The sequence below is a fragment of the Chryseobacterium lineare genome, from assembly GCF_977014045.1.
Genome location: NZ_CDRNIQ010000001.1, coordinates 3092636 through 3112895, shown reverse-complemented (window position 1 = coordinate 3112895; position 20260 = coordinate 3092636). Strand labels below are relative to the sequence as shown.

At 37.3% G+C, this 20260-nt stretch carries 21 protein-coding genes; 7 read left to right on the top strand and 14 right to left on the bottom strand.

Annotation, left to right across the window (positions count from 1 at the left end):
* Window positions 1–202: 202 nt before the first annotated feature.
* Window positions 203–2044 carry a M1 family metallopeptidase gene (locus ACWNCI_RS13865; protein ID WP_449388748.1) on the top strand — a complete coding sequence of 614 codons (1842 nt, stop codon included), beginning with the start codon at window positions 203–205 and terminating at the stop codon, window positions 2042–2044.
* Between the two features lie 302 nt (window positions 2045–2346).
* Entirely contained in the window at window positions 2347–3105 is a 759-nt protein-coding gene (locus ACWNCI_RS13860) for a type III pantothenate kinase (protein WP_346983769.1), read from the top strand.
* Between the two features lie 106 nt (window positions 3106–3211).
* Here the strand turns inward: ACWNCI_RS13860 and ACWNCI_RS13855 are convergent, their stop codons facing one another.
* The 10 genes from ACWNCI_RS13855 to ACWNCI_RS13810 form a co-directional block, all read right to left on the bottom strand.
* Window positions 3212–3643 carry a nucleoside deaminase gene (locus ACWNCI_RS13855; protein WP_346983770.1) on the bottom strand — a complete coding sequence of 144 codons (432 nt, stop codon included), beginning with the start codon at window positions 3641–3643 and terminating at the stop codon, window positions 3212–3214.
* A 1-nt stretch (window position 3644) separates the two neighbouring features.
* On the bottom strand, window positions 3645–3971 hold the full coding sequence (locus ACWNCI_RS13850; protein ID WP_449388747.1) for a hypothetical protein: 327 nt from the start codon (window positions 3969–3971) through the stop codon (window positions 3645–3647).
* 5 nt (window positions 3972–3976) lie between these two features.
* Window positions 3977–4606, bottom strand: coding sequence for an energy transducer TonB (locus tag ACWNCI_RS13845; protein WP_449388746.1), 630 nt, complete (start codon window positions 4604–4606; stop codon window positions 3977–3979).
* Between the two features lie 42 nt (window positions 4607–4648).
* Window positions 4649–5569, bottom strand: coding sequence for a helix-turn-helix transcriptional regulator (locus tag ACWNCI_RS13840; protein ID WP_346983773.1), 921 nt, complete (start codon window positions 5567–5569; stop codon window positions 4649–4651).
* Between the two features lie 151 nt (window positions 5570–5720).
* The gene (locus ACWNCI_RS13835) at window positions 5721–5888 is read right to left on the bottom strand and encodes a hypothetical protein (RefSeq protein WP_449388745.1); all 168 of its coding nucleotides are present in this window, start codon (window positions 5886–5888) and stop codon (window positions 5721–5723) included.
* A gap of 169 nt (window positions 5889–6057) precedes the next feature.
* Entirely contained in the window at window positions 6058–6612 is a 555-nt protein-coding gene (locus ACWNCI_RS13830; protein ID WP_449388744.1) for a hypothetical protein, read from the bottom strand.
* Window positions 6612–7295 (bottom strand): hypothetical protein, encoded by a 684-nt coding sequence (locus ACWNCI_RS13825; protein WP_346983776.1) that lies wholly within the window; start codon window positions 7293–7295, stop codon window positions 6612–6614. The genes ACWNCI_RS13830 and ACWNCI_RS13825 overlap by 1 nt, the downstream gene beginning before the upstream one ends.
* A gap of 68 nt (window positions 7296–7363) precedes the next feature.
* Window positions 7364–7960, bottom strand: a complete 597-nt coding sequence (locus tag ACWNCI_RS13820; RefSeq protein WP_449388743.1) for a DUF2589 domain-containing protein — start codon at window positions 7958–7960, stop codon at window positions 7364–7366.
* A gap of 343 nt (window positions 7961–8303) precedes the next feature.
* On the bottom strand, window positions 8304–9341 hold the full coding sequence (locus tag ACWNCI_RS13815) for a patatin-like phospholipase family protein (protein WP_449388742.1): 1038 nt from the start codon (window positions 9339–9341) through the stop codon (window positions 8304–8306).
* A 187-nt stretch (window positions 9342–9528) separates the two neighbouring features.
* A complete protein-coding gene (locus ACWNCI_RS13810; protein WP_449388741.1) occupies window positions 9529–10029 on the bottom strand; it encodes a M15 family metallopeptidase in 501 nt (166 codons plus the stop codon).
* Between the two features lie 155 nt (window positions 10030–10184).
* Here ACWNCI_RS13810 and ACWNCI_RS13805 point away from each other — a divergent pair, with 155 nt between their 5' ends.
* Window positions 10185–11483: a Y-family DNA polymerase gene (locus ACWNCI_RS13805; RefSeq protein WP_449388740.1), complete on the top strand. Its 1299-nt coding sequence runs from the start codon at window positions 10185–10187 to the stop codon at window positions 11481–11483.
* A 1-nt stretch (window position 11484) separates the two neighbouring features.
* Here ACWNCI_RS13805 and ACWNCI_RS13800 read toward each other — a convergent pair whose 3' ends face one another.
* Together ACWNCI_RS13800 and ACWNCI_RS13795 are read right to left on the bottom strand one after the other, a co-directional pair.
* On the bottom strand, window positions 11485–12618 hold the full coding sequence (locus ACWNCI_RS13800) for a serine hydrolase domain-containing protein (RefSeq protein ID WP_449388739.1): 1134 nt from the start codon (window positions 12616–12618) through the stop codon (window positions 11485–11487).
* 101 nt (window positions 12619–12719) lie between these two features.
* Window positions 12720–14261, bottom strand: a complete 1542-nt coding sequence (locus ACWNCI_RS13795) for a glycine--tRNA ligase (protein WP_449388738.1) — start codon at window positions 14259–14261, stop codon at window positions 12720–12722.
* Window positions 14262–14492: 231 nt separating this feature from the next.
* On the opposite strand from ACWNCI_RS13795, the gene ACWNCI_RS13790 reads away from it, so the two are divergent.
* Entirely contained in the window at window positions 14493–15224 is a 732-nt protein-coding gene (locus tag ACWNCI_RS13790; protein ID WP_449388737.1) for a pseudouridine synthase, read from the top strand.
* 327 nt (window positions 15225–15551) lie between these two features.
* Complete coding sequence (locus tag ACWNCI_RS13785) at window positions 15552–16574, top strand: quinone-dependent dihydroorotate dehydrogenase (protein WP_449388736.1); 1023 nt, start codon at window positions 15552–15554, stop codon at window positions 16572–16574.
* Between the two features lie 67 nt (window positions 16575–16641).
* Here ACWNCI_RS13785 and ACWNCI_RS13780 read toward each other — a convergent pair whose 3' ends face one another.
* Both ACWNCI_RS13780 and ACWNCI_RS13775 read right to left on the bottom strand, forming a co-directional pair.
* Window positions 16642–17523: a hypothetical protein gene (locus ACWNCI_RS13780; protein WP_449388735.1), complete on the bottom strand. Its 882-nt coding sequence runs from the start codon at window positions 17521–17523 to the stop codon at window positions 16642–16644.
* A gap of 9 nt (window positions 17524–17532) precedes the next feature.
* Entirely contained in the window at window positions 17533–18777 is a 1245-nt protein-coding gene (locus ACWNCI_RS13775; protein WP_346986622.1) for a DUF445 domain-containing protein, read from the bottom strand.
* A gap of 147 nt (window positions 18778–18924) precedes the next feature.
* On the opposite strand from ACWNCI_RS13775, the gene msrB reads away from it, so the two are divergent.
* On the top strand, window positions 18925–19368 hold the full coding sequence (gene msrB / locus ACWNCI_RS13770; RefSeq protein WP_449388734.1) for a peptide-methionine (R)-S-oxide reductase MsrB: 444 nt from the start codon (window positions 18925–18927) through the stop codon (window positions 19366–19368).
* A 127-nt stretch (window positions 19369–19495) separates the two neighbouring features.
* Complete coding sequence (locus tag ACWNCI_RS13765) at window positions 19496–20254, top strand: murein L,D-transpeptidase catalytic domain family protein (RefSeq protein ID WP_449388733.1); 759 nt, start codon at window positions 19496–19498, stop codon at window positions 20252–20254.
* The last annotated feature ends 6 nt before the right edge of the window (window positions 20255–20260 follow it).

Here is a 20260-nt window from a genome sequence, read left to right as displayed (position 1 = left end):
TAACACGAATTTTATTTGTGTTTAATATATCTCGCAGATCAAACAAATCGGGCAGATGTTTGAGTTGAAAATCTGCGTAATCTGCAAAATCAGCGGGAGAATTCAATAATTAAATACGTTAATGTAATCCAAAATCTCAACAATAACTCCACATTTGAGTTCTTATTTTAAATACATATCTTTAAAAAAAATAAAATTTTAAATGAAAAAATTGGTTGCAATCCTGTTTGCGTTTATCATTTCTCAGTTTCAGGCTCAGCGGGGGCTTTATTATCAGCAGAATGCGAAGTATAAGATGGATATTGATGTGAATGCTGAAAAATTCACTTACGAAGGTAAACAGACTTTAGACTATAAAAATAACTCACCGGACGAGCTTAATGTAGTATATTTTCATTTATACTGGAATGCTTTTAAACCTAATTCTATGATGGATCAGCGCGTGGCTGCACAGGGAAAAAACGGTGATTCGCGATTGCAGAAAGATGGAATTTCAAGACTGGCTTCCATCCCAAAAGATCAGGAAGGCGCACAAAATATCCACTGGATCAAACAAAACGGTAAAAACCTGAAGTTTGAAGTTCAGGAAACCGTGATGAAAGTATATTTGGCAGAACCGATTAAGCCAAATTCATCAACAACGTTTACCCTCGAATGGGATGCTGTCATTCCACAGCAGATCAGAAGAAGCGGAAGAAATAATAAAGAAGGAGTGGATATGACGATGACGCAATGGTATCCGAAAATTGCGGAATATGATTATGATGGCTGGGCAACCTTCGACTACATCGGAAGAGAATTTCATGCACCGTTTGCTGATTTTGATGTAACGATTAAAATAAATAAAGACTACGTGATCGGAGCAGGCGGAATTCTTGAAAATCCTGCAGAAGTAAAAGGATACGATGCGAATGCAAAAATTAAAGCAGATAAAAATAAAGCGACCTGGAAATGGACGGCAAAAAACATTCTCGATTTTGCCTGGGCTGCGGACAAAGATTATATCGTAAAAAGTTTTGATGTTCCCCAAGGTCCAAAAGTTTTCCTTGTGTATCAGAACAACGACAAAACAAAAGTATGGGAAGAAGCACAGCCATATCTTACAAAATATTATCAGTTAATGAATTCCCACTTCGGAAAATATGTTTATCCTGCCTACGCATTTATTCAGGGTGGCGACGGCGGTATGGAATACGGAATGTGTACCATGATTTTGGGAGAAGCTAAAAATATCGAAGGATTAATGGGGCTAATGGCTCACGAAGGCGCACACTCATGGTATCAGCAGATGCTGGCTACCAACGAACCACTGCGACCGTGGATGGATGAAGGGTTTACAAGTTATGCGGAAGGGTTTGTGATGAACCAGTTGTTTCCTCCGGCAAAAGAACTTCCGAATCCTTTTGTGAATTCAATCAATGCCTACAGAAATTTTATTAAAAAAGGAATTGAAGAGCCGGCAGTCTGGCTGGGAGATCACCACGACAACGGTACTTCCTATACGTATGCCTCTTATGTAAAAGGAGAATTGTACCTGGTACAGCTGGGATATATTATGGGGGAGCAAAATTTAGCGGAAACATTAAAGCAATACTACGATCAATGGGTATTGAAACATCCTACCGACAGAGATTTTCTGCATATTGCGCAGCAGGTTTCGGGGATGGATCTGAAGTGGTTTCAGCATTACTGGATCAATACAACTAAAACGATCGACTACGGAATCAAAGATGTGAAGTACGATGAGAAGTCTACCACCATTACATTGGTCAATAATGGGCAGATTCCGATGCCGATAGATTTCAGTGTGGTGACGAAAGATAATAAGCTGGTTAATTATCAGATCCCGATGAACATGACGCATACATGGAAAGAAAAAGATCTGTATGGAGAGTTCAAAACAATGCCTTACTGGCCTTGGACTCAAAAAGAATATACGATCACCGTTCCTTACAGCAAATCTCAGTTGTCAGCTTTAGTAATTGATCTTAGTCAAAGACTGGCAGACGTGAATCTGGAAGATAATGTTGTTGAAGTGAAATAATCATTCCTCTATAGAAAATGATCCCTGAAATTTTTTTTCGGGGATTTTTGCTTAAAACAGATGGTATTCTAATGTATCATGTAATTTATTTAAAACAACCTTATTTTAACCTTTCGGCAGAATTATTTAGTTCGAACGAGGCTGTTTGGATGAAGATAAAAATTGTTTCAGGTTCCTCACTATTTATTAAACGACGATAATCCTCTTAATAAAATGATTCCTGATGAATTCGCTTTTCGCTTATATTAAAATCATTAAATTTAATGCCTTAAATAATAGAGATTCCACTTTACAGTAAATAAATGAATTCGATCGTAATTAATGTAGGAAACAGCAATATAAGATTTGGTCTTTTTAATGATGACAACTGTGATATTTCATGGGTGATCAATACCAAACCTTACAGAACGGCAGATGAATTATATGTTCAGATGATGCTGCTGTATCAAACCTATAAAATTGAACCAAAAGAAATTGATAAAGTAATTGTAGGATCAGTAGTGCCTCAGCTTACAAAAGTAATGAGTGCGGCTATCCGTAAGATTCATGATATCAGCCCGGTGATTGTTGACCGGAATACTCCTTCCGGGGTTCAGGCAAAATCTAAACAGATGGGGACTGATATTTATGCCAATCTTGTGGCGGCTCACAATATGTATCCGGACAGAAAGAAGATTGTATTAGACTTTGGAACGGCACTTACAGCAAGCTGTGTTGCAGAAAATGGAGAAACATTAGGGGTCATCATTGCTCCGGGGATTATTACTGCTTTAAATTCACTTATCAGTCAGACGGCCCAGCTTCCGGAAATCGAACTCGTAAAACCAAAAACGGTTTTGGGATTAGATACCGTAACCTGTATGCAAAGCGGAATGGTCTATGGCTTTCTGGGAATGGTGGAAGGTTTTATCGACAGGATCAATGATGAGGTGGAAGACAGCTGTTTTGTAGTAGCAACAGGTGGAGTTTCTCATGTTTATAAACCTCTTACGGATAAAATCCATGTGATGGACAGGCTTCACACGTTGAAAGGACTTTACTTTTTAGGAAAAGATTTGTAGAGTGAGGTTGAGGCTAAGGTTAAAGCAAAGCTAATAAAATTGTTTTCTACGGCTGAATCATTTATACGAGTTACTAAATTTCAACCTCAACAACCTTAATCTAAATCTATCTTTTTGATTTAAAGAATTCTTTTACAATCGAAGAGCATTCATTTTCCATAATTCCTGTTACGATTTCTGTTTTGGGATGCAGGGAAAGATGTTTATTGATAAAGCCGCGTTGCTCGTCTCTTGCTCCGATCACTACTTTTGAGATCTGCGCCCATGATAATGCTCCCGAACACATTACGCAGGGTTCCAGCGTTACATAAAGCGTGCAATCTTTTAAGTATTTTCCGCCAAGAAAATTCGCGGCGGAAGTAATGGCCTGCATTTCTGCATGAGCGGTAACGTCATTTAATGTTTCGGTAAGATTGTGGGCCCTAGCAATAACACGATTATTGGATACTACGACACAGCCAATCGGGACTTCGTCCTTCTCCAGAGCGAGTTCGGCTTCGCTAAGCGCCATTTTCATGAAATATTCGTCGGTAAACATTTTAGTCAAAATTTAAATTAAGAGGAATCGGCTGAATGGTTTTAGGATCAAAATGAACAACAGGCGGATTTGATTGTATGTTAGCAAGCTCCGTTAAATATTCATCATTTCTTTTAAATTCCAGAGCATTTAACTCTTTTTCCTTTAGCAAATGAAGGGCTTTGAGCTCTTTTTTTGAGAGTTTTACAGTAGTAATATCTTTGTATCTGGATATGATATTTTCAAATTCAAGAGCATATTTTTCCTTGATAAGCCGCAATCCCTCTGTTTGTTGTGAACTGTAAAAACTGAGTATTAAGATAGAAAGGAAAGAGAAATATTTCTTCATAAAAATTATTCAATATTCATCGTTAAAGGAAGCCTGAAACGATATCTCACCGGGTTGCCATTGACGATTGCCGGAGAAAACTTCTGCGAAACCGAATACAGTGCGATTTCGGCCTGTCTGTTGAACGTGAAGTTATCTCCCTGCGCTTCAACATGAGTGATAGTACCATCTTTTTCAACGATGAAGGCTACGATTGCTTTTACGGTTTTAATTTCTGAATAGACGCCTCCGAGATAAAAAAGATCCGCAACCTCTTTTCGGAGTTCATTAATTCCTCCGGGATAATCTGCTGTTTTATCGATCGCTGATGACGTAATAATGGGAGCTTTCGCAGAAGAATCGGTTTTAATCAGGTTGAGTCTGGAAAGATCTTCCAGGTTTTTTGTCTTTAATAAAACGCCGGTCAGGGCAACATTTTCAATACTGTCCATCTTTTGCATGAAGAGCAAATAATCCTGTTTTATAGAAAATTTCCGAAAATTATCTGTCTCGGTATCAAACTTTTTCTTGAACTCGGTGCCCAGCATGGAACGGTGCTGGTTGTAGTATTGCTTTACGAGCCTGAAATCTTCGGTTTGCTGCGAAAAACACAAGGCAGGGATAAAGCAAAAAAGATACAGAAAAAGGAGTTTCACTTGGATATATTTATGTAAATGTACTCAAAATATCTTACATTTTCAGTTTTCAAGATAGCTGTTCAACGACTCCTGCAAATGTTTTCTGATCTCATCAACTAAGCCTTTAGGTTCCAAAACCTGCACTTCTTTTCCGTAGGATAAAATTTCCTGCATAAAATCATACGTAGGATGCAGAAAGAATTCAAAAAACATCTCTTCCGGTGTTTCTTTTGTTTCTTTCTGAGACTGGTGAAGTGGGAAACTTTTAATATATTCTCCCTGATGTCTGCTGCATTTCAGAACAATTTTCTGAGGATTTTGAGCGGTAAGATTCATGACACCGAAAGCATTTTTAAAATGTTCTCTGAAATTGTATTTATATTTTTCCCTGAACTGTTTGTCGCTTACATCAAGATAATTAATCCTGTCCAGTCCAAAAGATTTCAGCGCTTTATCTTTCGTGTCAATGGCGATGAGATACCATCTGTCTTTGGATTCTTTCAACGCTAAGGGATGAACTTTACGGGAGGTCATCAGCTTATTTTTGTAATTGTAGTGTTCAAAGGAAACAATTCTTTTGTTTCTGATCGCGAAAAAAAGATCATAGAAATGTTCAACTCCGGTGGGCTTTCTGCTTTCAAAAAAGATAAAATCTGAAAAATCCGGATGAAGGTTCAGGGCATTGCTTACCTGGAAAGATTCGAGTAATTTCTGGTTGTATTCGTCGACTTCCATAATGGGGCGGCTTTCGATATAATATCGGTTATCTCCCTTCTTTTTGTTGTGGATAGACAGGTTGAAAAGATCAGAAATCTCACGGATATCTCTCTGCAGAGTGCGGATCGAATAGCTTTTAATGTCTGCATCCTGAAATTCGAAAGAGTTGAGCAGATACTCCTCCAGCTGCCCATACGTAGCAGGAGAACTTTCTAATCTTTTGATGATTAAAGCATATCTTGTCAGGTAAAAGTCTTTTTTCATTATTAAAAGTTTCTGACACAAATATATGGGCTTAATGCGACAAAAGGTGTCGTGTTTTATTTTTGTGGATAAGTTTTAGAAGTTATTTTTGATAATTTATCCTTTTGCGGTATTAACAAATAGGCTTTAGGTAAGAACTGTAGGATGTGCGTCACATATCTTTCTCCAGAATATCATTTTTGAAATCTTCTCTGAAGAAAGTTTCAATATCACTCAGGTAGTTTTCGTAATCTATGTCTGTGTTTTCGATCTCGGCCCAGTCGATGGTGTAGATATCTTCATTAAAAACAATATCTGAATTATGATTTTGTGTTTCCATAGAGTGAGTTTTGTATTGGGCTATAATTTTTTGTTTGAGGTAAGAATCAGACTCGGGACTGAGAGTATTATTTGATGTTTTCATGGTTATTAATTCTGATTCAAAGGTATAATCGGGTAGCGACAGAACTTGACGTGATAAAAAAAATAACTCAAAACTGAGTTATTTTTTAGGTAAAGTCGTTTAATTCTATTTCGTCGCTCATCAGCATAAGAATATCCATTTCCGAGAGTGATGATTTGAGTCTGACTGCGCCCATCCTGAGATCGTTGTCAGATAAAATATAAATCCAGATTTTCCTGATGAAATCTTCAAATGGGAGGCTTTGATCGTAAATCTGCGTGTGAGTCTGAGCGGTAAGTGCCAGTAGCTGCTTTACAATTTCCCGACAATCGTTCATCTTTTTCTCATAAGGCGTTAGTACGGTGAGTACGGTATTCTGGACATCATATAAGATTCCGGCGGCTGTTTTTACCTGATTTTTTTTGATGTTTGTCCCTCTTCCTTCTGTCATTCTTGCAGCAATTATTTTGCTCCTGAAACCCGCCAGTTCAGATACTTCGCTGATATTGTAAGTAGAGAAGATGTCTTCTGAAGATTTCAGCCAGAACATTACTTTGTCGACGAAGTAAGGATCTTTTTTTTCAAGAGAAGAAACGATCCCGGGAAACTCCAGCAGTTTTTCTTTGAGCTGGCTTACCAAAATAAACTGTGATTTTCTCATTATTCAGGAATTAAAGTTTCAATAATATTTCCGTTGATATCTTCGTATCGTGACCATTCCATTCCGGATTCGCTTACACTCATTTTTGCATAGATGAGGTACTTGGGGTCGATGCTCATGAGTTTGCTTGCCTCTACGATGATTTCATTTTCTTCCACTTTTTCAATGATTTTTCTGGCTTCAAGAAGCGTGCGGTCTCTAAGGCTTTTCTGTAGTACCTCAGATTTTACCTGGTCCCATTTGAAATTTGGTAGACTTAAACAGAACTCCGTAATATATTCTGGAATGATATCGAATTTTTTTTCCTGTTCTGCAGTAAGAGTCGGGGTATTTTCTTTTTTTATTTGATCAATAATATCATCATAATACACTTCCATATCAATCAAAAAAGCCTTGAGTTTCTGATCATTTGAAGTATCAGAAGCAATGTAGCCTGTTTTCATCACTTTGGTAATTTCATCATAAGCGAAATCTCTCAGCTTGAGAATGGGCAAAACTCCACCTTGGGCAAAAGGAATAGTAAGGTCTACAGTTCCTATTTTCATTCTCGGGATTGAAAAATTTTTCAGCATGTCGTCTGCTGCGTATTCTCTTGCAATCTCCAGTGTCTGCAAGTCGGCCATTTTTCGGGAAGAAGCAATTTCTGAAATAATTCCTCCCAGGTATTCATTTAATTTTGGCATGATGTTTTTTTTTAAGTTAATAGGATGATAGAAAAGGATGGCTGCATGAGCAACCATCCAAAAAAAGATTAATTGTTGACTGCGGAAATGCTGTCTTCCAACATATCCATAACTCTTGCAAGCCCGGCCGGCAATTCGTCGTTTACCGCTTTTACATGAACACCTAAAGTGTATGTCCTTTCGGTTGTTGAAGTGCTTGATGAAGTTTTTTTGTATGATGCAGATGCATTAAACTTCACTTTCCAGAATTTTGCACTTATGCTTGCAGAACCACTGAATTCACTTGAAACATTCTGAGTTTCCACAGAGTTTAATTTAGCGTTGAAATCAATGGTAAGTTCATCAATTCTCAAAGCAGGAATAGTAAGCATTGCCAGAAAAGGAACTTTCAGATTAACTTCTGAATCAATGAACGGGTTGCTTGCTGTCCCACTTGTTGCTGTTGAATCATAATCCGGATTAGGAACTGATTTTTTGTAATTAAAATCTACATACTTTAATAGATCAGGCTGTCCGCTGGTTCCCGGAGTGAAACCTACTTCTTTAATGAAGTTCACCTGAGAGATGGATGCGTCATGTTGCGCTTTTACCGCAGCCTGTAACGGACCGCCGATATAAACACTGAAATCCAAGCTGTTTAATTCTTGTACTAAATTTGTTGCCATAATGTTAATGGGTTTTTAAATGGTTAATAAATTGATTATAGCAGTGCTAGCAAACTGATATTATTGGGTAATACATATCCTGTTCAGCTTTGGAAGCTGAATCTTAAGAATTGAATATGTCTGAGGTTTTATAGTCCGGGAATTCCGGCTATTGAATTTTCTAAATAAAAACTACAGCGCTGTAGAATATTTTTCATGGTATTTAGTCTTTTGGTTATTGTTTTTAATCCTAATTCAAAAATACTTTACCGTGGCGACAGAACTTGACGTATAAAAAAATAAATTTTTAAAATTTAAATTATAAGGTTTATAGCTTATTTGTTGGGTTTATAAGCAAAAGGGCTTATATTTTATTTTTGATCAGCTTTTGAACGATTTGATTTAGGATCTCTCTGTTGTCATCAATATAACTTAAACCTGCCTGTATAAGATTTTCAATATTTGATCTTCTTACATTATCCATTGCCGGAGAAGCGTTTTTCAACGAAGGATTGAGGCGGTAATAATTTTTCTGGTTTCTTTGCCCAAGTGTCTGGAACATCTGGCAAAGCTGATAATCTACTGTTTCTGCGTTCGCCGACATTAAAATGTCAATAATAGGATTTACCCAGCTTATTTTTCCGGCTTTTTCCAGCTTTTTGAAAGAATAAGATCTTGCTTCAATACCGGTTCCGATGGAAATAATAATCATGTCGTTCACTACAGGATGATTGGTTTTCTGATGATTTTTCAAAACCTCTGCAAAAGGAATTTTCCGGGCTTCGGCATAAGCACAGAGTGAAGGATTATTTGCAAACATTCCGCCATCAATCAGACTGAAGATCTGCCCGTACATCGACTTGATCTGAACCGGCGAAAAATAGGTTGGTGCCGCTGAAGTTGCCCTACAAACGTCTTTTACATAAAAGTTGTCCGTACTCAGGCTCGCCTTCCATGAATTGAATAGTTTTGCTCTCCTGTTCTCGATGTCATAGCTTGTTATTAAACAAGGTTTTATTAATTCCTTTAATTCTAAATTTCCGAAAAAATCATTCAGGTTTTTTTTAAGTGCTTCCTGAGATATCTTTTCATTAATCAATCCGAAAGGATTGACAAGTCTTTCCCAAAAAGAAACCTGGAATATGTCGCCACCTTTTTCAGCATATAGCTCCAGCCCTTTCTGGATGGAATATTTTGCTTTCCGGTGTTCATCGGGACATAGAATAATAGACGCAATAAGTCCTCCTGTACTGCTTCCGGCAACAAAATCAAAATAATCGCCGAGTTTAGCGCCCGGCTTATCATGACTCTGCAGCTGTTCTTCTATGTAGCGCAGGATAATGCAGGTAATTATTCCCCTGATTCCGCCCCCGTCCAAAGAAAGAATGGTTGTCTTTTTCATTTGATTTTACTTTTTTTTGGAGAAATCCCTGACAATATTAGACAACTAAAACCAATAGATTCCGGAAGAAATAACTATTGGTTTTAACTTTTTATAGAGATTGTTTTGGTGTTTCTCTAAAGCAAAAGTAGGCGCGGAAAGCGACAGAACTTGTCGTGTTTAAAATAATTTTTCAAATAATAGAGAATTAAAATACCACATAATCATCTTTATCTCTTTTCATTTTAATAAGTGTTCTCCAACTTGTTTTGATGGTACCTTTTTCGGTAGACAAAGATTTTTTCTCGAAGTGAGGAAGGTCTTTAAATGTTTTCCAGTTTCCGCCCCAGTCCCAACCATATTTAGCGAAAATTTTTACACATTCATACCAGTCGGCTACTCTGTCATTGTCCCAGTCTTTAACGGTATCCCAGCTGGCTGTTTTTCCGTCGATCATCAGACAGATATCAACGGCCAGTCCGTAATTATGAATGCTTTGCCCGGCTTTGGCATTGGTCACTTTTTTTCCGGTAGTAATTCTTCCGATAGCGTACAGTTTTTCCTGCTCTTCAAAGCTTCTAAGGCCTTGTGTGATCCTTATCTTCGCTCTTCCTGTTAATGCTGTGTCGCAATCTTTAATAATCTGTTTTACCTCTTCCCTTACCAAAGGGTGAAGCTTTTCAATTCTCTGTAATGTTATTTTATCCATATCAATAATTTTAAAGTTTTGAAAAACAAAATTATAGGCAGTAAGCGACAAAACGTGACGTGTTTAAATAAATTAAATTACTGTATATCAAATATTTAAATTTAATGTTAAAATTTCTATTAAACATAATATTATATTATAAAAGTTCTAATTTTGTGCATCGAACTGTCCCGTTTTTCATCATGTATGCTCTGGTAGATTGCAATAATTTCTTTGTTTCCTGTGAAAGGACTTTAGACCCTGCGCTTGAAGGCAAACCCGTTGTGGTACTTTCCAACAACGACGGATGTGTTGTGTCCCGAAGCAAAGAGGCAAAAGATCTCGGTATTCCTATGGCTGCGCCGGCTTTTAAATACAAAGAGCTTTTTAAAGAACATGACGTAAAAAGTTTTTCTGCAAAATTTGAATTGTATAATTTTAAAAGTCAGCAGGTTATTAAGATTGCGAAATCATATGTGCTGAATCATGAAGTATATAGTATTGATGAGCTGTTTCTGGACTTCACAGGCTATAAATACATCAATATCCATGATTATTGTACTGAAATCAAAAACAAAATCAGGCTGGAGGCCAATATTCCGGTAAGCATAGGTATTGCACCTACAAAAACGTTGTGTAAAGTGGCCAATAGGATTGTGAAAAAATATCCTGAAAATTTTGACGGAGTATTTATATTAGACACCCCTGAAAAAATAGAGAAAGCTTTAAAATGGTTAGATATAGGTGGTGTTTGGGGAATCGGCCGCAGGCTTGCCGTAAAAATGCATGATAACGGCGTTCATAAAGCCTGGGATCTGTTGCAGAAACCTGAAATATGGGTTCGCAAAGTGATGGGAATTCACGGCGTGAGAATGATTAATGAGCTGAAAGGAATCCGCCAGCTGGAGCTGGACGCTCCGTCGCCTAAAAAGTCTATTGCAGTGACCAGAAGTTTTATGGAAATGCTTACCAATAAACAAGATGTACGCGAAAGGGTAGAAACTTTCGGAATGTATTGCTCTGAGCGCCTGAGAAAACAAAATACATGCTGCAAAATGGTAACGGTTTTTGTGCAGACCAACCGCTTCCGGAAAGATCTGCCGGAATATAAAAATGCAGTCACACAGATTCTTCCGAACCCTACCAATTCTTCAATTCTTATAGGAAGGGTGGTGAATGAACTTTTTGAGGCTGTTTTCAAGGAGGGATTTCATTATAAAAAAGCCGGAGTGATCGTTAATGATTTTGTCCCTGAAGATCAGAGATTAATTAATCTTTTTGAAGAAGATACACAGAACCAGCATCTTCCGGTAATGAAAGCGATGGATGCGATGAATAAGAAATTCGGGAGAGATAAAGTTCGTCTCGGAAGCATGAGCGGAGAAAATACATACGGCAGAAAACAGCTTTCACCGGAATACGAAGCTTTTCTTAAAAATAATACCTTCACGGAAGCCAATTTCAGATTTCATTAAACTACTGAAATAATCTTACCGTTTCATTCACCAGAAATTTCACCTGATCCGGCCTTCCTCTGTCATTTTTAGGAAGATTGTTGTAGCTGCCGGTTCTTACGATGACCATATTATGCTCCGGAATCATGATGATGTATTGTCCCTGCAGTCCTAAAAAATAGTAATGTTTAATCGGATTGTCATTGTTAATCCAAAAGCCCATCCCGTAAGTTTCTTCAGATTTTTCCGTCGGTGTCCGCATTTGGTTAATAAAATCAAGACTTAAAATCTGTTCGCCATTCACTTTTCCATTATTTAAAAATAGCTGACCAAGTTTCGCAAAATCACGGATATTGGAATGAATGCAGCAATACGTTTTTTCCATTCCGCTTTCGTCGGTACTCCATTCTGCATTTTGCTCCATTCCCAATGGAATCCAAAATTTTTCTGATAAATAGCTTGAAAGAGATTGATTAACTGCCTTTCTTACCGCGAAACCTAAAAGCTGCGTAGAACCACTCTGGTATTCAAATTTTTCTCCCGGATTCTGTTTGAATTTTCTTGAAAAAGTAGCTTTTATAAGACTTCTTCCGTAATATGCTCTGGCATTCGGCAAAAAGGGATTTTTATAATTTTCTTCCCAGTTGAGGCCGGATTCCATCTGTGCCAGATTTTTCAGCGTTAAATTTTCTGTGAATTCTTTACCTTTAAATTCATTAAAATAATCGGAAAACTTATCGTCGATACTGCTGATTTTTCCTTCTTCAATGGCTTTTCCTAGCAGCATGACCGTAACAGCTTTTGCCATGGAAAAAGAGTTGGTTTTTGAGAATTTATCATAGCCGTTCCAATATTGTTCGTGAAGGATTTTACCATTACGGATAACAAGAAAAGAAGCTGTGTTGGAATGTGTTAAATCTTCAACTACGTTTTTCGGTAATTCTTTTTTATTGTATTCAGGATCTTCTTTCCACGGAACGGGATTTCCGGCAGCAATTACATTATGGGAGAAAAATTTTCCGTCATCAATATGCGCACTCATTTTTCCTTTCAGGTATGTTTTTGATATCCCGCTGAAAATATAGCTGTATCCGAAAAGATAGAAAAGTGCTGCTGCAATGACAACAAAGGTCACAAAATAAATAAGAATTATCATACGAATTGATCTTGAAACAAATTTAAAATAAATTTGACAACAAGAAACAGAAAGATAATTTATTACAAAGAAAAAGCCCTGATTTTCTCAAGGCTTTCTGTCTATATTTTCGAAAGTAAATTTCTGAAACTCGTTTTCTCATCGATAATTCTTCTTAGTTCCGAAACCGGCACTCTTTCCTGCTGCATGGTGTCCCTGTCTCTTATCGTTACGGTGTGATCTGTAAGAGAATCGTGGTCGATGGTGATACAGTAAGGCGTTCCGATCGCATCCTGTCTCCTGTAACGTTTTCCGATCGCGTCTTTTTCTTCGTAGAACAGATTGAAATCATATTTTAAATCATTAAAGATCTGCTCGGCATATTCCGCGAGTCCGTCTTTTTTCATTAGTGGAAGAATAGCCGCTTTAATTGGTGCTAAAGCCGGCGGTAAGGATAAAACTGTTCTTTCGGAACCGTCTTCCAATACTTCGTCTTTCAGACAATGAGAGAAAATGGAAAGGAATAATCTATCCAGACCTACAGAAGTTTCTACTACATAAGGAATGTAATTTTCGTTTCTTTCAGGATCGAAGAACTGAAGCTTTCTTCCCGAGAATTTTTCGTGCGCTTTTAAATCAAAATCTGTTCTTGAATGAATACCTTCCAGTTCTTTAAAGCCGAATGGGAAATTAAATTCAATATCAGCAGCAGCATTCGCATAATGAGCCAGTTTCTCGTGATCGTGGAACCTGTAATTTTCGTTACCTAATCCTAAAGCTAAGTGCCAGTTCAGACGCTTTTGTTTCCATTGTTCGTAGAATTCCAGTTCTGTACCCGGAGCTACGAAAAACTGCATTTCCATCTGTTCAAATTCACGCATTCTGAAAATGAATTGTCTTGCCACAATTTCATTTCTGAAGGCTTTTCCGATCTGTGCAATACCAAAAGGAAGTCTGTGACGGGATGTTTTCTGTACGTTTAAAAAATTAACGAAAATACCCTGTGCCGTTTCCGGTCTTAAATAAAGATCCATCGCAGAATCTGCAGAAGCTCCCAATTTAGTTCCGAACATCAGGTTGAATTGTCGTACTTCCGTCCAGTTTTTAGAACCGGTATCAGGATCGGCAATTTCAAGTTCTTCAATTAATGCCTTTACATCGGCAAGGTCTTCATTTTCCAGAGATTTTGCCAGTCTTGAAAGAATGGCTTCTCTCTTTGCTCTGTATTCCAGTACTTTTGGATTCGTCGCAACAAACTGTTCTTTATCAAATGACTCTCCGAATCTCTTCGCTGCTTTTTCAATTTCCTTGTTTTCCTTATCTTCAATTTTGGCGCAATAATCTTCCACTAAAACGTCTGCTCTGAAACGTTTTTTAGAATCTTTATTGTCAATCAACGGATCGTTAAAAGCATCTACGTGGCCCGATGCCTTCCATGTGGTAGGATGCATAAGGATCGCCGAATCGATACCCACAATATTTTCGTTAAGCTGTACCATCGCTTTCCACCAATACTGTTTGATATTATTTTTGAGTTCAGCACCATTCTGTCCATAATCATAAACAGCGGATAAACCATCATAGATCTCACTCGAAGGGAAAATAAAACCATATTCTTTCGCGTGAGAAATCACTTTCTTGAAAACATCTTCTTGCTTTGCCATAATTTTTTAACGTCTGAAGTGCAAAAGTAGTGAAAAAGAGGGAAGTTGGGAAAAGGAAGCAGCAAGTTTTTAGAATACGAAAAATCAGGAGCCGGGAACCTGCTTTCGCTACTCGCTTTTCTATTGATTTTGGCGCGGCGGCGGAGCCGCCGCGCCAAAATCAATAGAAAGAGCTCAGACATGCCGCTCAATCAGGGCTAAAGATTAGTGAAAAATCTCTACTTTTGGCAAATGTTAGAAATTCTTTACCGCGACGAGCATCTCATTGCCATTAATAAACCGAGCGGATTATTGGTACATAAATCTTTTTACTCCGGAGAAGCAGATACGTATGCGATTCAGGAATTGAAAAAGCAGATTGGACAAAAAGTTTTTCCTGTTCATCGATTAGACCGGAAAACTTCGGGCGTTCTATTATTTACTTTAGATAGAGAAGCTTTGCGGGCGATGAGTGATCAGTTTGCAACAAGGGAAGTCGAGAAGAAATACATAGCCATCCTTCGGGGTTGGACGAAAGAAGAAGAAACCATCGATTATGATTTAATTAATGAAAATGAAGTTAAACAGAACGCAATCACGTACTATCGTCGTCTACAGACTTCGGAAATCGATTTGCCTTTTTTAAAACATCAGACTTCGAGATATTGTTTAGTAGAAGCAATTCCTGAAACAGGGAGGTTTCATCAGTTGAGAAAACATTTTAAACATATTCTGCATCCGATCTTAGGCTGTCGGAAGCATGGGTGCAACAAACAGAACAAATTGTTGCTGCAGACTTTCAATATGACCAAAATGACGCTTCACGCCTATCAACTCACCTTTAATCATCCGGTCTCTAACGAAAGAATTACACTGAATGCAACGATCGATGATGAGTTCAAGAGAGTAGGAGATATTCTGAATCTGGATTTGAGTGAATATGTAAAGGATGATGAAAGTTCGGTTTGTCAAGCAATTAGCTGATATCTTTTTGTGGTAAAATTAGTCACGCAGATTTTGCAGATAGCGCAGATTTTTTTATTACTGGATTTTTTGACACAAAGATGAATATCTAAACCGTTTATTTCAAGAAGGCAAAGGCACATAAATTTGCTGCGTGAAGCTCATGCGCACGCTTCTTCAATCAGCTTGGTGATTCATTCTTGATCTTCTCAAATTATACATACAGAAAGTAAAGACTTGCATCGAAAAGCAGTTGCAATGAGTAATTAATTTATACAGTTGCTCCTTTTGCTTCCAGGCTCATTAATTTTCAACTAAAATCAATATCTTTGTATTCCAAAAAAAGGCATGTACAAAAACCTGATCCGCCCGATCCTTTTTAAATTTGATCCTGAAGAAGTACATTATTTTACTTTTTCGATGCTTAAAAATTTCTCTTTTTTAGCCAAAATTTTTCTTCCGAAACCTATTGTCGACAAAAGACTGGAAAGAGAAGTATTCGGATTGAAATTTAAAAATCCTGTCGGATTGGCAGCGGGTTTTGATAAGAATGCCCTGCTTTTTGAAGAACTTTCTGATCTTGGTTTCGGATTTATTGAAATTGGCACTTTAACGCCGAAAGGACAGCCTGGAAATGATAAAAAGAGGTTGTTCCGACTGATGGAAGATTCTGCAATTATCAACAGAATGGGTTTTAATAATGAAGGTGTGGATGCCGCAGTTGAAAGATTAAAGAAAAATAAAAACGTTCTGATCGGTGGAAATATCGGGAAAAATAAAATAACCCCGAATGAAGAGGCCGTAAACGATTATAAAATCTGTTTTGAAAAACTTTTCCCTTATGTAGACTATTTCGTAGTCAATGTGAGTTCGCCAAATACTCCGAATCTTCGTGAACTACAGGATAAAGAACCTTTAACACAATTGTTGGGGACTTTACAGCAAATGAATTCTGAGAAAACAGCTCCAAAACCAATTCTTTTAAAAATAGCCCCTGATTTGTCGGATGACCAGCTTTTGGATATCATTGATATTGTAAAAGAAACAAAAATAGCAGGAGTGATTGCAACAAACACAACGCTTTCAAGAGAAGGATTAAAGTCAGAAAATAAATGTGAAACAGGCGGACTTTCCGGAAAACCTCTGACTAAAAGATCAACGGAAGTAATCCGGTTTCTTTCCGAAAAAAGCAACAGAGCTTTCCCGATTATCGGCGTTGGCGGAATTCATACCGCAAAAGATGCGATCGAGAAACTGGATGCCGGAGCAAGCCTTATTCAATTGTACACCGGATTTATTTATGAAGGTCCGGAGCTGATTAATGAAATCAATAAAGAGCTTCTGAAGAGAGCAAGCCGTTTGCCAAGATAATGTAATATAACCCTGAGTTTTAAGGAAAATATTCAACAATAATGGAAGTCAGAAATGGCTTCCTATTTTATTTTGATTTCGTAACCGTTGCGTTTTTAACGTCTACAATTAAATTATAAGCAGGAGAATCTGTTGTCTTTTTAATACTGAATTTCAATATTTTTTGATCTTTAAGTCTTGTTGATGTCGTATCATAGATGTTTTCAAGGCAGCTTTCAATCAGAAAATCTTCATAGCTTTTAAAATTCCAGTCATTGGTAAAATAGAGTATTCTGTAACCTTTCTCACCATCTCCCGCGCCGCACATTCCGCAGTAATTGAAGTTTGATAATTCTTCAAAATATAATAAAATGCGGTTTCCCGATTGATTTGAGACATACGATACCAGATGATTTCCACCAAGCTTATTGATAAAGTCGTAGGTATTTATCTTTTTATGATTCGGAACGGTGATATAATTGTTGAACCGGTAGATTCTGGTGTCCTTCGTATATAACTTTACCGGCAGATTTTTATTTCCCGTATAGAAATTTCCGGATGCTTTTTTGTCCCTTTCGCTACCTTTGATGTCTATTATTTCTTTTGCATTTAATGTTTTGGCAATGCTGTCTGATTTTTCGATGAGATCACGTTTTATTGTTTCTTTAAAAAGCCTGGCTGCCTTTTCCTGCGCGTTACCAAAATTGAAGAGGTACAGATCGCCAAGATTGTAAATGCCCGTCAGCGGAATTTTCTTTTTGTATTTGTCATAGTAGTACCAGCCATCCACAAAATGCTGATATTGATGACAGTCGATTATATCATCATAATTGAGGTGTAGGGTTATGGGATTTCCGGCAATTTCACCTTTAAAAACCTGAAATGAATCTGTCACTTTTTTAAGCTCCACTTTTTGAGCAAAGGAATAAGTAAGACTCAGGATAAATAGTAAGGACAATATTTTTTTCATGGTAAGCTTTTATAGAAAGAAATGAGAAATGGTATAGATAATTAATCCGACCAGTCCGCCGACCAGAGTTCCGTTGACCCTGATGAATTGAAGGTCTTTTCCCACTTCAAGCTCCAGCTTTTCGCTTAATTCTTTTCCCTGCCAGTTTCCTACGGTTGAGCTGATGAGGTTTCCGAACTGATGCGTGTTTTTAAGAATGTATTTGTAGGCTGTAACGCGCACCCAATCGTCGATCTTATTCTGAAGGTTTTCATCAGATTTTAGGTTTTCCGAAAATTCATTCAGGTTTCTGGACAGATAAATTTTTAATGTAGACTGTTCTTCCTGCAATTCATTTTTTAAAGTATTTTTAATAGAAACCCAGATGTCATTTGAATATTCTTCCAGTTTATTGCCTTTTAAAAGATCGTTTTTAATGCTGGTGAATTCTTCATCCCATTTTGGATCTTCCTTTAAATCAACCGAAAATTCATGAATTTTTTGAGTGATCAATGTTCTGATTTCGTGCTGAGGATCTTCTTCGATTTCTCTGAAAAAATCTGAGAGCCCAACAGCGATTTTATCCGCAATCTTATTGTCGACAAATGATGGTATGAATGTGTAACTTCCTTTTTTCACACGTTCTTTGATCATTTCGTCATTCTCAATAATATAATTTTTGATTTGTGAAGACAGATTCGTTACCATTCTCTGATGATCATTTTTCTCGATAATATAGCCGATTCCGTTTCCGACGATTTTGTTGAGTTTGATATCATCGGTCATTTCCTGAACCTTTTTGCTGATAAAATGGCTCACTGCAGAATCATCAAGTTTATTTAAAATATCCAGAACAATATCTGAAAGATTTTTAATCAGAACTTCCTGATTTTTCTCTTTGCCCAGCCATTCTCCCAAAAATCCCGAGATTTTCAGTTTTTGTATATAAGGTCTGATGTTTTGAGGAGAAAGAAAATTGCTCACCACAAAACTCCCGAGATTGTCACCCAGTCGCTGTTTACTGTTTTCAATAAGGTTGGTGTGCGGGATAGGCAGCCCGAGAGGATGGCGAAAAAGAGCGGTAACGGCAAACCAGTCTGCCAAAGCGCCTACCATTGCTGCTTCAGAGAATGCGCGAACATAGCCTATCCAATGTGAATCGATGTTTTTCTGTAAAAGAGAAGTAGCAATAAAAACCACTGCCATCAACAGAAATAATCCTGTGGCAAACGCTTTATATTTCCTTAACTGTTTTCTTTTTGCCTCATCATTCATATTCTCAAATTTAGTAAATTTGGTTGTGATGTAGTTCACAACAAAGATTCAGATGTTATAGAATATTTAAAAATATCAATTTTTAATCTATATTAATCTTTTGTAGTTAATTTTAAACCTTTTATTTAAAATACTAAAATAATTTTCATGGAAAACGAAGCAAAAAACAATCCATACTATTCGAGAACAGACAAGACACCATTGAATATTTCTAATAATGAATGGAAAACAATACTTTCTTCTGATCTTTATGCTGTGGCGAGAGAAGCTGCTACAGAAAGAGCATTTACCGGGAAATACAATGAATTCGATGAGTTGGGTGAATATTACTGTGCTGTTTGTGGGAACCATCTGTTCCGTTCCGATTCTAAATTTTCGAGCAGCTGTGGCTGGCCGAGTTTCTTTGAAGCCGATAAGGATGGCGTTTATTACAAAAGAGATTTGGCATATGGGATGGACAGGGTAGAGGTGCTTTGTAAAAGATGTGATTCTCATTTAGGTCATGTTTTTGATGACGGGCCGAGGCCTACAGGATTGCGGTATTGTATGAATTCCGTGAGCCTGGAATTTGTTCAGGATAATGAAAAATAAGCTGTTTTATTCACAGAATCAGGAAGTTAAAGTTTCTTAAATTTGCGTTAAATTTTGTGGAGTTATTCTTTCAGATCGCTATGTTTTTATACATTTGCTGACTGAATTGGATTTAACATAATATTGAATGAAAGGATTGTATAGCTTATTAAGTATTGTTTACATGGTTACTACTTCGTTCTATCTGTCGCCCCGAAAGGAAATGGCAAAGAATGAAATCAGTACAAAAAAGATTGAAAGACCAACCGATATAAAATCGGTGAAGACCACGGAAAATACTTCATCCTCAGCAGCAGAATTATACAAGTCTATCGCATTTGAACAAGGACATGAACTTAACGAAGAAGTTTTCTTCAAAGCCTTAACTGGTTTTGAGAATTTGAAGAAAGCTGGTTTGCTTAATCAGGAGTCGCACTTACTTACGGTTTGCGACTTTTCTATGTCTTCAAATACGAAAAGACTTTGGGTAATTGACATGAATGAGCGAAAAGTATTGTTCAACTCATTGGTGGCACACGGAAAAAATACCGGGGAAGAATTTGCTACAAATTTTTCCAATACCGAAAGTTCGCTTCAGAGCAGCTTAGGTTTTTATATTACGGACGCAACGTATAACGGGGACAACGGATATTCCCTGAAGTTACTGGGAATGGATAAAGGCTTTAATGATGCTGCCTACAGAAGAGCAATCGTAATGCATGGCGCCGACTATGTAAGCGATGAATTTGCAGCCATGCACAAAAGAATAGGAAGAAGCTGGGGTTGCCCGGCTGTACCGAGAGATCTCACACAGCCGATCATTAATACAATAAAAGGAAGAAACCTTCTTTTTATTTATTATCCCGATCAAAACTATCTTTCTAAATCAGAATGGTTGAAAGCATAAGTTTAA

Bases quoted from the DNA above. Each gene is read 5' to 3' on its own strand.
- ACWNCI_RS13785 (WP_449388736.1), top strand. From the start codon at position 15,552: ATGTACAAAAACCTGATCCGCCCGATCCTTTTTAAATTTGATCCTGAA.
- ACWNCI_RS13840 (WP_346983773.1), bottom strand. From the start codon at position 5,569: ATGAAAAAAGACTTTTACCTGACAAGATATGCTTTAATCATCAAAAGA.
- ACWNCI_RS13850 (WP_449388747.1), bottom strand. From the start codon at position 3,971: ATGAAGAAATATTTCTCTTTCCTTTCTATCTTAATACTCAGTTTTTAC.
- ACWNCI_RS13775 (WP_346986622.1), bottom strand. From the start codon at position 18,777: ATGAATGATGAGGCAAAAAGAAAACAGTTAAGGAAATATAAAGCGTTT.
- ACWNCI_RS13780 (WP_449388735.1), bottom strand. From the start codon at position 17,523: ATGAAAAAAATATTGTCCTTACTATTTATCCTGAGTCTTACTTATTCC.
- ACWNCI_RS13865 (WP_449388748.1), top strand. From the start codon at position 203: ATGAAAAAATTGGTTGCAATCCTGTTTGCGTTTATCATTTCTCAGTTT.
- ACWNCI_RS13820 (WP_449388743.1), bottom strand. From the start codon at position 7,960: ATGGCAACAAATTTAGTACAAGAATTAAACAGCTTGGATTTCAGTGTT.
- ACWNCI_RS13765 (WP_449388733.1), top strand. From the start codon at position 19,496: ATGAAAGGATTGTATAGCTTATTAAGTATTGTTTACATGGTTACTACT.
- ACWNCI_RS13825 (WP_346983776.1), bottom strand. From the start codon at position 7,295: ATGCCAAAATTAAATGAATACCTGGGAGGAATTATTTCAGAAATTGCT.
- ACWNCI_RS13800 (WP_449388739.1), bottom strand. From the start codon at position 12,618: ATGATAATTCTTATTTATTTTGTGACCTTTGTTGTCATTGCAGCAGCA.
- ACWNCI_RS13855 (WP_346983770.1), bottom strand. From the start codon at position 3,643: ATGTTTACCGACGAATATTTCATGAAAATGGCGCTTAGCGAAGCCGAA.
- ACWNCI_RS13795 (WP_449388738.1), bottom strand. From the start codon at position 14,261: ATGGCAAAGCAAGAAGATGTTTTCAAGAAAGTGATTTCTCACGCGAAA.
- ACWNCI_RS13830 (WP_449388744.1), bottom strand. From the start codon at position 6,612: ATGAGAAAATCACAGTTTATTTTGGTAAGCCAGCTCAAAGAAAAACTG.
- ACWNCI_RS13810 (WP_449388741.1), bottom strand. From the start codon at position 10,029: ATGGATAAAATAACATTACAGAGAATTGAAAAGCTTCACCCTTTGGTA.
- ACWNCI_RS13815 (WP_449388742.1), bottom strand. From the start codon at position 9,341: ATGAAAAAGACAACCATTCTTTCTTTGGACGGGGGCGGAATCAGGGGA.
- ACWNCI_RS13790 (WP_449388737.1), top strand. From the start codon at position 14,493: ATGTTAGAAATTCTTTACCGCGACGAGCATCTCATTGCCATTAATAAA.
- ACWNCI_RS13835 (WP_449388745.1), bottom strand. From the start codon at position 5,888: ATGGAAACACAAAATCATAATTCAGATATTGTTTTTAATGAAGATATC.
- ACWNCI_RS13860 (WP_346983769.1), top strand. From the start codon at position 2,347: ATGAATTCGATCGTAATTAATGTAGGAAACAGCAATATAAGATTTGGT.
- msrB (WP_449388734.1), top strand. From the start codon at position 18,925: ATGGAAAACGAAGCAAAAAACAATCCATACTATTCGAGAACAGACAAG.